Source organism: Chroococcidiopsis sp. CCNUC1 (assembly GCF_023546805.1).
Classification (GTDB): domain Bacteria; phylum Cyanobacteriota; class Cyanobacteriia; order Cyanobacteriales; family Chroococcidiopsidaceae; genus Chroococcidiopsis; species Chroococcidiopsis thermalis.
In genome coordinates this window covers 702,500-716,018 of the sequence record NZ_CP097480.1, presented here as the reverse complement: position 1 = coordinate 716,018, position 13,519 = coordinate 702,500, and the positions used below count along the sequence as shown (strand labels likewise).

11 protein-coding genes are annotated in these 13,519 nt (G+C 45.6%); 3 read left to right on the top strand and 8 right to left on the bottom strand.

All coding sequences use genetic code 11. The features are described 5' to 3' along the window. Positions 1-27: 27 nt before the first annotated feature. Positions 28-588, bottom strand: a complete 561-nt coding sequence (locus M5J74_RS03375) for a pyridoxamine 5'-phosphate oxidase family protein (RefSeq protein ID WP_106169118.1) — start codon at positions 586-588, stop codon at positions 28-30. A gap of 144 nt (positions 589-732) precedes the next feature. Here M5J74_RS03375 and trpS point away from each other — a divergent pair, with 144 nt between their 5' ends. Next, positions 733-1,737 carry a tryptophan--tRNA ligase gene (gene trpS, locus M5J74_RS03370; protein WP_250015361.1) on the top strand — a complete coding sequence of 335 codons (1,005 nt, stop codon included), beginning with the start codon at positions 733-735 and terminating at the stop codon, positions 1,735-1,737. A 63-nt stretch (positions 1,738-1,800) separates the two neighbouring features. Then, complete coding sequence (locus M5J74_RS03365) at positions 1,801-2,745, top strand: methylenetetrahydrofolate reductase (RefSeq protein WP_106169120.1); 945 nt, start codon at positions 1,801-1,803, stop codon at positions 2,743-2,745. A 146-nt stretch (positions 2,746-2,891) separates the two neighbouring features. Here the strand turns inward: M5J74_RS03365 and M5J74_RS03360 are convergent, their stop codons facing one another. Next, on the bottom strand, positions 2,892-4,262 hold the full coding sequence (locus tag M5J74_RS03360; protein ID WP_250015359.1) for a proton extrusion protein PcxA: 1,371 nt from the start codon (positions 4,260-4,262) through the stop codon (positions 2,892-2,894). A 188-nt stretch (positions 4,263-4,450) separates the two neighbouring features. On the opposite strand from M5J74_RS03360, the gene M5J74_RS03355 reads away from it, so the two are divergent. Further along, positions 4,451-6,697 carry a recombinase family protein gene (locus M5J74_RS03355; RefSeq protein WP_371934000.1) on the top strand — a complete coding sequence of 749 codons (2,247 nt, stop codon included), beginning with the start codon at positions 4,451-4,453 and terminating at the stop codon, positions 6,695-6,697. A 141-nt stretch (positions 6,698-6,838) separates the two neighbouring features. On the opposite strand, the gene M5J74_RS03350 is transcribed toward M5J74_RS03355, so the two are convergent. The 6 genes from M5J74_RS03350 to M5J74_RS03325 form a co-directional block, all read right to left on the bottom strand. Further along, positions 6,839-7,690: a protein-glutamate O-methyltransferase CheR gene (locus tag M5J74_RS03350; protein WP_015152715.1), complete on the bottom strand. Its 852-nt coding sequence runs from the start codon at positions 7,688-7,690 to the stop codon at positions 6,839-6,841. A 26-nt stretch (positions 7,691-7,716) separates the two neighbouring features. Next, positions 7,717-8,817, bottom strand: a complete 1,101-nt coding sequence (locus tag M5J74_RS03345; protein WP_015152714.1) for a chemotaxis response regulator protein-glutamate methylesterase — start codon at positions 8,815-8,817, stop codon at positions 7,717-7,719. Between the two features lie 31 nt (positions 8,818-8,848). Beyond that, positions 8,849-10,198 carry a methyl-accepting chemotaxis protein gene (locus M5J74_RS03340; protein ID WP_106169360.1) on the bottom strand — a complete coding sequence of 450 codons (1,350 nt, stop codon included), beginning with the start codon at positions 10,196-10,198 and terminating at the stop codon, positions 8,849-8,851. Between the two features lie 163 nt (positions 10,199-10,361). Beyond that, a complete protein-coding gene (locus M5J74_RS03335) occupies positions 10,362-10,817 on the bottom strand; it encodes a chemotaxis protein CheW (RefSeq protein WP_015152712.1) in 456 nt (151 codons plus the stop codon). Between the two features lie 85 nt (positions 10,818-10,902). After that, the gene (locus M5J74_RS03330; protein WP_250015356.1) at positions 10,903-11,193 is read right to left on the bottom strand and encodes a hypothetical protein; all 291 of its coding nucleotides are present in this window, start codon (positions 11,191-11,193) and stop codon (positions 10,903-10,905) included. 64 nt (positions 11,194-11,257) lie between these two features. After that, positions 11,258-13,426, bottom strand: coding sequence for a chemotaxis protein CheA (locus tag M5J74_RS03325; protein ID WP_250015354.1), 2,169 nt, complete (start codon positions 13,424-13,426; stop codon positions 11,258-11,260). Positions 13,427-13,519: the final 93 nt, after the last annotated feature.

Here is a 13,519-nt window from a genome sequence, read left to right as displayed (position 1 = left end):
GAGGGATCTGGGTAGTTGCAAATATATCTACGAAGGTTCTTTAGCTGCTAGGGGTGTGGGTAAGCCGTCGATACTGACAAGGTTTTTTTGCTTTTGATAGTCTTGTAATCCCTGTTCGCCTTTTTTGTGCGCCCACTTGATAAGGTTTTCTCGTTCGCCTTGGTGTTCGTATAGCGGTACGCCAAAGCCGCAGGATGTCTGCACGCGATCGATCTCGGCGACGATAATTTGGCGCGTTCCTGGTGTCGGTGGAAACAAGGAGTGTAGGTTATCCCACTCAGCACGATCTGGTAATACTGTATAGCCTGTGCCGTAAAGTCGCAGAATGGAAGGTGAACCTTGAAAGGCGCAAAACATGAGGGTGATGCGTCCGTTTTCTTGTAAATGGGCTGATGTTTCGTTTCCGCTACCCGTTAAGTCTAAATAAGCAACGCGATTGGGGGAGAGAATGCGAAAGCTGTCTAAACCTTTGGGTGAAACGTTAATATGCCCAGTTGAACTGATGGGTGCAGTCGCTACAAAAAAGATGTGTTGGGTAGCGATGAATGCTTGTAGTTCGTCCGTGATGCGATCGAAGACTTTAGCCATTTTTGAGAATCAAGCGCGTATTTTTCGATTCTATCAGTCGCGATCGCGTGCCGAGAGCGGGAGAAAATGGGAAACTAAAGTAAATAGACCCACACCACCAACAAAATCCCTTCCATACCCAGTTCAAGTTCAAGTTAATAATTTATGGCGATGCGCGTTCTTTCAGGAGTTCAACCAACTGGCAATCTACACTTAGGTAATTACTTAGGAGCAATTCGCAACTGGGTAGAAGGACAAAGCCAGTACGATAACTTTTTCTGCGTGGTAGACTTACACGCCATCACCGTACCGCATAATCCGGCAACCCTAGCAGCCGATACTTATACGATCGCGGCGCTTTATCTAGCCTGTGGGATCGATTTAAAGTATGCCAACATTTTCGTCCAGTCCCACGTTTCCGCCCACAGCGAATTGACATGGTTGCTCAATTGCATTACACCCCTCAACTGGCTGGAAGACATGATCCAGTTTAAAGAGAAAGCGATTAAGCAGGGGGAAAATGTCAATACAGGTCTGCTAGACTACCCCGTACTAATGGCAGCAGATATTTTGCTCTATCAAGCTGATAAAGTCCCAGTAGGAGAAGATCAAAAGCAGCACTTGGAACTGACGCGCGACATTGCGGCGCGATTTAACTATCAATTTGCCCGCGACAACCCAGTGTTGAAGTTACCAGAACCTTTGATTCGGGCAGAAGGCGCAAGGGTGATGAGTCTGACAGACGGAACCAAAAAAATGTCGAAGTCAGACCCCTCAGAGTTGAGTCGAATTAATTTGCTGGATACACCAGACCAAATTCAACAAAAAATTAAGCGCTGTAAGACCGATCCGATTCGCGGCTTAGTATTCGACGACCCCGAAAGACCGGAATGTAATAATCTTTTGACTCTTTATATGCTACTATCTGGCAAAACCAAGCAGGAGGTTGCGGCAGAGTGTCAAGATATGGGCTGGGGACAATTTAAACCACTGCTAACCGAAACAGCGATCGCTGCCCTTAAACCGATTCAAGATAAGTACAACGAGGTAATGGCAGATAAGGGATATCTAGAGTCAGTATTGCGCGATGGCAAGCAAAAAGCAGCCGCGATCGCTAACGATACCCTAAGCAAAGTTAAAACAGCTTTGGGCTTCTCCGTACCGCTTTAGAGTGAGTCAGGTTTTCAGGGTGCAGTGCTATAACCTATACCTAATAACTAAAACTGAAATCTGATGCATAATACAACCCGTTTAAATTCATTTCGCAAAGCCGTTAAAGCCAGAGAGTTTTTAGTGACAGCTGAAGTTGCCCCTCCCAAGGGTGGCGATCCCAGCCACATGCTCCAAATGGCGCAGGCGCTTAAAGGACGGGTACACGCAGTCAATATCACAGATGGTAGCCGTGCCGTAGTACGGATGTCTTCTTTTGCCTCATCCGTTATTCTCTCACAGCAGGGGATCGAACCGATTTGTCAAGTTGCCTGTCGCGATCGCAACCGCATTGGTTTAGAAGCCGACTTGCTGGGCGCACATGCCCTGGGCATCCACAATATCTTGGCTTTAACTGGCGATCCTGTCAAAGCAGGCGATCGCACTGATGCTAAAAGTGTCTTCGATCTGGAATCGGTACGGCTGCTACAACTGATCGGCAAAATGAATCAAGGCTTAGACTGCGATGATAAACCTTTGACAGATGGGGCGACAGATTTGTTTGTCGGTGCGGCTGTCGATCCGCAGTGCAAAAGTTGGTCGGGATTGCAAAGTCGCTTTGAACGCAAACTAGCAGCAGGGGCGCAGTTTTTCCAAAGTCAGTTGATTACTGATTTCGATCGCCTAGAAAAGTTTATGACTCAGATTGCAGGTGGTTGTAACAAGCCAGTTTTAGCAGGTATCTTCTTATTAAAATCGGCTAAAAATGCTCAATTTATCAATCGCTGCGTTCCTGGCGTAAACATTCCCGAACATATTATCGATCGCCTTGCCCAAGCCAAAGAGCCTTTAGCAGAAGGGGTAAAAATTGCTGCCGAACAAGTGCAAATTGCTCGTCAACTTTGCGACGGCGTACATATGATGGCAGTGAAACGAGAAGATTTGATCCCCCAAATTCTCGACTTAGCAGGAATTCCTCCTGTTGTCAGCTACAGTTTGCCATCTCAGGTAGTTAGTTCGCTCAGATGAAATAACGCTTACAAATCAGCCTGCCTCCGCAGGCTATTTTGTATGTATTTCAATCATCTAAAATAACCTACAAATTTTTGTCTTTTCAGTGCATTATCTAACGTATCCTACAAATTTTTGACTTTTGCCTTTTGACTTTTATCCTACTATTCGTTCATATTGCGGTAAGTCGCTACAGCAGAAGGAGAAATTCTGTTGAGATAACGGAAAATCCAGTATTTAAAAATCGTGTCGAGAATTACGGGAAATGTCGCGATAAATAAGAAGATAAAATCGTGATTTTCTGGTAATCCTAAGTGTCTGGACACGCTAGATAAAATCACTTCCCAACCATGAGGAGAGTGGAATCCAACAAATACATCTGTAAATAAAATAATAATAAATGCTTTTGCACTATCGCTTAAACCGTAAACAATTTGATCGAAAAACTCTTTCAAAACAGCGAGTTCTCGCTTACTCATGAGTAGCAGCCAGATAAAAGCACCAACAGAAAGTAAGTCAGCAAAAACATTTTTAATTGCATTGGAACTTTCAGCACGGAATTCCTCAGCAATTTCTGCTACCCTCTCTTGCAGCCTCTTTTCAATCTCAACTGCAGAGAGTTCTTCACCTCCATTTAGAAAACTTTGAAATTTCAGTCTTTCCTCAGACTTCCGCATCTCTTCTAATGCTTTTTCTTCCATTTCATAGTTGAGGAACATCGTAGCCTGTTCGGGATTGCGGAAGCGATCGACAAGCGGTCCAATCACTAGATTTTTTGAAATTTGAAAAGTTAGAAAAGGAACTATAATTAGTAACAATACTAATCTAACTGAAATGAGAGTTCTTCTTTGCGAAGTACGAAAATTTTTGACAACTTCTTCTTCAGCGCTCGGATCTAATTCTACTTTCAGTCGGTTCAGGGTACTTAAGATCGAGCGAGGTAATACACCTGTCTCTTCGGTTTTACTACTAGGTTTATTATTTTTCTCTGAACTTTCAATAGAATTGGAGCGAAGTCTTTCTTGAGTACTTTGAAGATCTCGGTTATTGAAAACTGCATCCGGTCGCATAACTTGAGGCTTAATCGCGGGAAGATTTTCTTTTTTTTCTTCCTGATATCTCGATGCGATCTCATCAATAAATCTAAGTTTTTCTAAAATTAATGATGGATTATTTTTCTGTTGTATAGCAAAAGAATCCCTGTTAAAGTTTATCCCATCTTGCCTAGATAATTTAGTAATAGTTTGATTGGGATCTCCAAAAATAGTACGACTGGCATTAAACTCAACGAGTCTCATGCGAATCGTTTTCAGATGTTTTTTCAGATCTGACTCAAACATCGCCATCGTATTGCGTCCGAAACTGGCATATTCTGGTGAGATTTTCCGACCACCAAAATGCTCATCTTCGATCGTCTTAATTAGAAGTGCAGCTTTGTAAGCTTCATCGAGCGATCGCTCTGGCGTGTCAAAATACCACTGTTGGGCAGAGCGTAAGAAAACATAAATTTTTTGCGTCCAACTATAATTTCTCATCGCCAGCCTTGAGTCAAGTTTATAGTGGTTAGTGGCTAGTGGCTAGTGGTTGAATTCTGATCTCTAGTCACCAGCTAATCGCTCGCTAGTCACTGATGACTGATAACTGGTCACTGGTCACTGATTAACATACCGGGTATATTAACAAATCTCCGAGGATAGAGTTAGTGCGAATTATTTCGGTTTGGATGGTTGGTTCTACTCGCAGCGGCAAAACGACTCGTTTAGTCGAACAGTTTTGTACGTGGTTGCAAGCAGGCGATCGCCAACAGTCCCCTGAGAGACGACAGCGCTTATATCCTCATCAAGGAGAACCAGCAGTTTTAGTCTTAGCAGCAAATGACGATAATCGGCGGGAATTACGAGATCGATTAGCGGCAGCAACAGATGGTAAATATCCGATTCGCGCTAAAACCTTATTAGGTTTTTTTCAAGATGAAGTCACTTTATTTTGGCCCCTGCTGCTCCAGATTTTGGGGCTAAAAGCTCAGTTTCCCGTGCGTTTGCGCCCAGAAACCGAACAGGAATTAGCCACGCGCCTGTGGCGACAGCAGCTAGATGAAATTCCCCGTCCAGCAGGGGTAAGCGAGTCTCGTTGGGTGCGTCGCCTACTGGATATCTTGCAGTTAGCAGCAAATAGCGGCACTGCGATTGAAGATGTGGGGTCTATTCTCGCAGCACTGGAAGAGGGACAAGAGGAAAAGAGAGCTGAGGGAGAAAAACCACGCGCCACTAGCCACCAGCCACTAGCCACTCTCCCGACTCCCGACTCCCTAATCTTACAGTGGCGCAATTGGTGTTGGGAGAGGGGGTTTTTGACTTATGGAATCACGACAGAACTCTACAGCAAGTATCTTTTAGGCGATCCCTACTATCAGCAGCATTTACTACGACGCTATCGCTACATTCTGGCGGATGATGTCGATGATTATCCAGCTATAGCCCGCGATTTGTTTGAGTTTCTCCTCGACCGAGGGGCGGTTGGTGCGTTTACTTATAATCCCGATGGAGCCGTGCGTTTGGGACTAGGAGCCGATCCCGAATACTTGCAAGGCTTAGCAAAGCGCTGTCAGATAGAATTTATCCAACCTTCCTCGATCGCGCTGGCTGACGATTTGGCAACGCCAGTAGTAGAGTTAGTCACGGAACCACTGGCACTGTTTTCGCTACCAGAATCAGTGCAAGCAATCCAAACCATATCGCGGGGCGATTTACTGCGACAAACTGCCGATTTCATCATTCAAGCGATTAAATCGGGACAGATTCAGCCGCAGGAAATTGCTTTAATTGCGCCTGGTTTAGATGCGATCGCCCGTTATACCCTAGTAGAAATTCTGACTAAACACGGGATCTTTGTCGAATCCCTGAACGACCAACGCCCATTGACAAGTTCTCCGATTATCCGAGCTTTACTCACCCTCCTCACCCTCGTCTACCCAGGCTTAGGACGTTTAGTCGATCGAGATATGGTAGCGGAAATGTTAGTAGTATTAAGTACGAGGCGAGAGGCAGGAAAGCAGGGAATAGGGAGCAGGGGGAAGAGAGCTGAGGGAGCCCAGGGAGCTGAGGGAGCAAGACAAGTCACTCCTTACTCCTCACAAGTCACAATTGATTCCGAATTCCGACTTCCGAATTCCGAATTCCAAATCGATCCCGTCCGTGCTGGCTTGATTGCCGACTACTGCTTCCAACCGCATCCAGAACATCCAAATTTACTCCCAGCAACGACCTACGATCGCTGGGATCGCTTGGGATATGCGGCAAGTTTAGCTTATGCTCAGATCGTGCAGTGGATTGAAGATCAGCGATCGCAGCAAGAACAACGGCTTCTCCCCAGTCCCATTGTTCTACTCGACCGCGCTATTCAGAAATTTCTCTGGCAAGGCAGTAACCTTCCCTACGACCAGTTAGCAGCATTACGAGAATTACTAGAGACTGCTCAACACTATTGGGAAATCGATGCGCGGCTGCGGCAGTCTGAAGGGATCGATACTCCTGCTCACATTACGATCGCTCAATTCATTCAACTGCTACGACGAGGTACAATTACAGCAAATTCTTATCCCGTGCGTCCGATTGGTACTGCTAGTCGTGCTGTCACCTTAGCAACAATCTTCCAATATCGTTCCAGTCGGCGGTTTCATCGCTGGCAATTTTGGTTAGATGCAGGCTCTCCCTTGTGGTCGCGTGGTGGTGCGGCAACTTTATACGGTGCGCCGTTATTTTTACAACATCGCTTCGGTCGCCCTTGGACGGCGGAGGACGATTTAAGCGCCGATACGGAAAGACTGCGACGAATTTTACGCGATTTATTAGGGCGTGTAGGAGAAAGAGTTTATCTATGTCACAGTGATTTAGCCGCCAACGGGCAGGAACAGAACGGTACTTTGTTATCTTTAGTCAACTCGGCAATTCCAGTTATAAACAATGGTTGATGGTTGATGGTTGTTGGTTGACCGCTCCCTTGTCCCCCTTGTCCCCCTTCGCCCCCTAATCCCCACTCCCTTCGGTCGCGGGGAAGAGCGAGTTCCCTCTTCTCCCCCTTGTCCCCTTCTTCCCTACTCCCTGATAAATGTTCACCGCAAACGATAGCATACGCCTCCTTCCTGCTGTATTCGTTCAAACGATTCATCTAGATAAATTGTGGTTTCACTACCACCGAGAAATAAGTAGCCGTCCGGTCTTAATTGCTGTCTAACTTTTTTGAGAGTGGATTTCTTTGTATCAGTATCAAAGTAAATCAACACATTTCGCAGGAAGATAACATCCATTGCTGGCATTGATAACCACGGATGAATAAGATTGATTTGACGAAACTCAACCATCTGGCGGATTTGGTCTTTAATCTCCCAGTTCTGCTGCTGTTGCTGAAACTGAAAGTATTTCTCTCGTAGATCGGCGGGCAATCCGCGCTGAATTTCCCACTGCTTGTAGCGACCTTGACGGGCGCGGGCAAGGATCTGGCTAGAAAAGTCGCTGGCAATTATCTGCAAATCCCAAGTTGTTAGTAGAGGAAAATGTTCGCGGATCAGTATCGCAAGGCTATAAGGTTCCTGACCGCTGGAGCAAGCTCCACACCAAATCTTAAGCGATCGCTCTTTTGCCCGTCGCGAGATTAATTCTGGTAGCGTGAAATTTTTGAGTACTTCAAATGGATGACGATCGCGGAAAAATGATGTTTCAGTGATGCTCAGTGCCTCGATCGCTCGGACATGCAAATTGCCAAATGGCTGCGATCGTAAATGTTCTACAAAACTATTTAAGGAATCAAATCCCGCTGTTTCTGCTATTGGTTTTAAGTGTAGCTCTGCTAAATAGTCTTTACTGGCATCCAGCACAATCGCCGAATGTTGATAAACTAGTTGACAAAGATACTGAAAACTAATTTTACTAATGTCTGTTGTCTGTTTGTTACAGACTTTGAACATTGCGATCTAAAAATATTAACTATATTTTAGGTATTATTACACACTTGGCGGATCGTTTCATCTGCCATTTGGTCGATCGGCAGCACTCGGTTAGCAAGTCCGGCATTAGCTACAAACCCCGGCATTCCCCAAACTACGCTACTCGCTTCATCTTGAACTAAAACTCGCCCCCCAGCCTCGCGTAGCTGCTGGCAACCCCGCAATCCGTCTTGACCCATACCTGTTAAGACAATTGCGATCGCGCTTGCACCAAAGACTTCTGCGACTGAGCTAAATAAGACATCGACGGAGGGACGGCAGGAGTTTTCTGGTGGCGCTTGGTGGGTGACTAGGCGCACAACCTTGCCATCCCGTTGCACGGCGAGATGAAAATCTCCTGGGGCAATCCAAACCTGTCCAGGCTCCAGCACTCTCCCTGAAACAGCTTCAGCGACTTTTAAGCGGGACTTGGCAGCAAGCCGTTCTGCTAACAGTTGAGTAAACATTGGTGGCATATGCTGCACGATCGCAATTGGTACGGGAAAATCTGCTGGCAACTGCGATAGCAATACGGCTAGAGCGTTTGGTCCTCCGGTAGAAACGCCGATGGCGACGATTTTGGGAGTCGGGGAGAAGACAGCTGGGGGATCTGAGGGAGAAAAATTACTGCTGGCTCCTGACTCCTGACTCCTGACTCCTGACTCCTGTGTTTTGACTTTTGACTTTTGACTTTTGACTTGCTTTGTCCCGAACAGTTTTATTTTCGGCACTAAGTCGTCAAAAACATGTTGGCGGATAGCTTCGATATTGCCTAAGTGACTTGGCTTGGTAGCATAATCCGATGCACCTAGAGATAGAGCATCCAAAGTTGCGATCGCCCCTGCGCGGGTGAAAGTGCTAAACATGATGACAGCTATATGGGGATAGGTCTGCCGGATCGCTGCTAAAGTTGCTAAGCCATCCATGTCTGGCATTTCCACATCCAAAATCACCACATTAGGATTGAGTTGAGCAATTTTTGCTAGTGCAATGCGACCATTCGCCGCTACTCCCACCACTTCCAATTCTGGATCTTCAGCTAGCAGCTTACTCAGGCGGCTGCGCACAACCACTGCATCGTCAACTACGAGAACTCGGATTTTTGGCATTAGTCATTTGACAATTTAGTCAATGAAATGATTAGTAAATGAACTGATTTACGACTTTTTGCAGTTGGGCAGCCATACGAGCTAGTTCGGCAGCTGCTTGGTATGTATTACTAGCACCTGCGGTTGTAGCTTGAGCGTTACGGGCAACGATGCCAATATTTTTGGCAATATCAGTAGTCCCTTTAGCGGCTTCGGCAACGTTGCGGGAGATTTCATTTGTCGTTGCAGTTTGCTCCTCTACAGCACTGGCAATCGTATTTTGGATATCGTTAATCTGATTGATAATGTCGGTAATTTGGACGATCGCCTCGATCGCACTCTTGGTATCAGTTTGAATTGCTTCAATTCGTTGACTGATATCTTCTGTAGCGCTAGCGGTTTGTTTGGCTAATGCCTTCACCTCGCTTGCCACGACAGCAAAACCTTTACCTGCCTCTCCTGCCCTTGCTGCTTCAATTGTGGCATTCAGCGCTAATAAATTTGTCTGCTGGGCAATAGATGTAATCACCTTGATGACTTTGCCAATTTCACCGCTACTTTGCCCTAATTTGGTAATTGTATCGTTGGTGCGATCGGCAGTTTTAACGGCTGTATTAGCTACCTGCGCTCCTACGGCTGCGTTTTTAGCAATCTCGCGAATGCTGGCGTTCATTTCTTCTACTGCTGTAGCGACGCTGGTAGCATTGGTACTCACTTGTTCGGCGGATGCGGAAGCAGATGTTGCTTGTTCGGCAGTTTGAGTCGCGTTTTCTGCCATTTCGGTGCTTACTGCTGTCGTTTCTTCCGCAGCAGAAGCGACTGTAGTTGATATATCGGCAATCTGTTTCATGGAAGCTTTGAGATTGGCGATCATCTGATTGACGCTCTCCGTCAAGTTCTGAAACTCCCCTGCATTTTGCGCTTCAATTTGTTGAGAGAGATTACCCTGAGATATAGCTGATGTCACATCAGCAATGCTTCTAATCTGCTCTGCGAGATTGGCAGACATTGCATTTGTATTGTCGATCAGCTCTTTCCAAGTCCCAGCAGCACCCTCAACGGTAGCACGAGCATCTAGTTTGCCTTCGGTTCCCAGTTCTCGCGCTACCCGCGTCACTTCGCCCGCAAAAAGATTGATTTGAGCTACCATTTGATTAAACTCTTGGGCAACCTCACCTAACCCATTTCCTTCAGACAAACGCACGGTTAGATCGCCATTTTTGACCGCTTGTATAGCTTTTAATAGCGGTTTTAGTTGGGCTTGATTATTATTTCTTTGTCTCGTACTCGTTCTAGCTTTACTAACTGTTTGAGTTGCTTTTCTATTTGGCAATCTTTCGGAATTTTCTGAAGATTCCAAGCTTTCTGTAGCCGATTGATTAGATTTATTGACATCAGCCATTAGTAGAACTTCCCCCTTGCTAATTTAAATTTTGAGTATGCGATGCATTCTCTGCACCTACCATACAAGAATCCGCTCTGCGTCTTTGCGCGGACACTTTAACTCAACGGGGGATACCCCCGCACGTAAGTGTCCTTGGCTTTGCGCGACCAAAATCGTTAATCTAAACTTTTAAAACTTTCTCAATATCTAAAATCATCAAAAAACCTTGTGATAATGAATATGCACCTCGTAATAATTTTCGCATTTGACCCGCTAGCGTAGCGGGTGAAGATTCAAACCGATCTGATGTAAACTCCAACATATCGCCTATGTCTTCTACTAGCAAGCCAGCAATCTCATCCTTAGTCTGAACTATAATGTTATGAGCCAAAAATTCTTCATCTAACTCTGGATCGGAGGTAGAAGATAGCAAGCTCTGACCCATTCCTAGCCTACATTGCAAATCGATTATCGTCACAATTTTTCCGCGCAGATTAATTAAACCACAAATATCAACAGGCGCAAGGGGTACGGGATTTATCTCAGGAACCCGAATGACTTCTTCTACCTGTTTGATGTCAATCCCAAAATGAATTTTGTTAATAAAAAAAGTACAATATTGCTGAACTTCAGTCATGTTTATATAACTCTATTTAAGTTAGAAAATGTTTGCAAGGATGTCATTTGTCATTTGATTGTCGATCGCTGATAACCGACCGCTGTTAACTGTTAACTGATTGAAGTAAATATGGATAGGCAATTTGAACTATTGTATGCAGGTCGAGAATTTCGGTAACTTGACCCTGAATAGCTGCCAAATACAGGATACCGGATCGAGTCGCATGACCCGCGATCGCCAATGGTTCCTCAACAATATCGAGAATGCGTTCTACTACCAAGCCAAGGCTGCGCTCTCGATCTAGCTCCACAACAATGACTTGCAGTTTATCATCTTTCCCATTTGTAGCCTCCCTTGCCCAGGACAGTTGAGGAGATATTGCCCCCCTTGTCAAGGGGGGTTGGGGGATCTGCTTTCAGGGAAATCAGAGGACAATTGAGGAGATATTGCCCCCCTTGTCAAGGGGGGTTGGGGGATCTGCTTTTAGAAACATCAGAATTACCAAATATTTGATGCAAGTAAATCAAGGGCAAAATTGTATTTCGGTATTGCACCACTGGTCGATCTGCCACAATTTCCACCGCGATCGGATCGAATTCTTCTAAACGGAAAACCTGAGACATCAGCAGACCCATTCGTGCGCCCGATCCGCCATGAAAAAGCAAGATCGATTGGCGATCGCCCGTGCGTTCTTCTACTGCTGTAGCTGTAGCGATCGCCAGTTGCTGCTGTAATTGCGAAGTAACTCCAGCACAATTTGCTAAACCAACGGCATCGATAATTAATGCTATTTTGCCATCGCCAAGAATTGTTGCTCCAGCAAAAGCTGAGACATCTCGCAGTTGTTTGCCCAAAGGTTTGACGACAATATCTTGGATATCTTGAATTTCATCGACAACTAAACCAAAGCAGTAATTGTCCGCATTGATGACAACTATATTAATAATCTCTGCATCGGCTCTTACTGCCTGTAGTTGTAATGTTTGATTGAGATAGACCAAAGGCAATAATTTGCCACGCAACCTATATACAGGAATATCGTAGAATGTTTCAATCTCAAGTAAAGATGTCTCAACTTCCAGTTGTACTAATTCTTGAATGCTTACTTGAGGAATGGCAAAACGATGGTTCCCACTATCAGCAATCAAGGCAGGAATAATTGCCAGCGTTAAAGGAATTTTCAGCTTAAATTTTGTTCCTTGTCCTACCTGGCTATCAACCTCAACCTTGCCATCGATCGCATCCAAATTAGTTTTCACCACATCCATCCCTACACCCCTTCCAGATAGATTGGTGACTTGCGCTGCTGTCGAAAAACCAGATACAAAAATTAAATTCAGTGCTTCCGCTTCGCCGATCTTTTCTGCTTCCACTGCACTGAGAATTCCAAGTTTTTGCGCTTGCTGTTTGAGCTGTTGCGGATCGATCCCGTTACCATCATCGCTAATTTCAATCTTAACAGTGCCACCTTCATGCCAAGCATGGAGAGCAAGCTTACCCTGAATCGGCTTCCCGCGACTGCTGCGAATTTCAGGTGTTTCAATTCCGTGAGCGATACAATTGCGGACAATATGAGTTAGAGGGTCTTTAATTGCTTCTAGCACGCTGCGATCTAGTTCCGTATCCGCACCATTCATTTCTACTTGCACCTGCTTTCCAGAGGCGATCGCCAAATCGCGGATCGCACGAGGAAATTTCTGCCAAATCGTGGCGATCGGTTGCATCCGAGTTTTCAGTACCTCTTCCTGTAACTGAGTCGTCACTTGATTCAATCGTTGGCAAGTCTCAGTCAAGTCTGAATCTGGCACAGTCTCGGCAAATCGTACCATTTGGTTGCGAGCCAAAACCAACTCACCCACTAAATTCATCACGCGATCGAGCAGTTCCACATTCACCCGAATTGTAGAATCTGATGGGTTGGTATTTGGTAGTTGGTAGTTGGTTGTTGGTTGTTGGTTGTTGACGGCTGACGGTTGACAGTAGAGAGTGACTGGTGACTGGTGGCTAGTGGCTAGAATTGGTTCCCCCTCTCCCTTGTCTCCCTTGTCTCCCCCCTCTCCCTTGTCTCCCTTGTCTCCCCCTCTCCCTTGTCTCCCTTGTCTCCCCCCTCTCCCTTGTCTCCCTTGTCTCCCCCTCTCCCTTGTCTCCCTTGTCTCCCCCCTCTCCCTTGTCTCCCCCCTCTCCCTTGTCTCCCCCCTCTCCCTTGTCTCCCCCCTCTCCCTTGTCTCCCCCTCTCCCACACTCCCTACTCCCTCCAACGCTGCAATGAGTGCGGCATAATCGCCATCTCCCTCATTGCCAGTCGCTTCAATTTGGGCTAAGATTTGGCGAATTGCATCGACAGTTTGAAGTAAAATACTGACAATCTGGGGATTGAGAGTGAAATGCTGTTCCCGCAATTTTCCTAGTAAATTTTCTCCTGCATGGGCGACTGATTCTAGTTTGGGCAACGGTAAAAAACCGCAGTTACCTTTAATTGTATGGAGGGCGCGATAAATACGAGTTAAATGTTCGGAATTTGCAGAATTATCTTCTAGATTGAGAATAACTTGCTCGATCTGATTCAGATTTTCGTAACTTTCAACTAAAAATGCTTTGATATCGTCATCGATTTCGAGTGACTCCATGACTGATAGGAATTAAATACATCGTATATTTGATAGCCTATACTACACTGACTCTAGGTAGATGTAAATTTGTCTTTTGCTATTTGTCGTCGG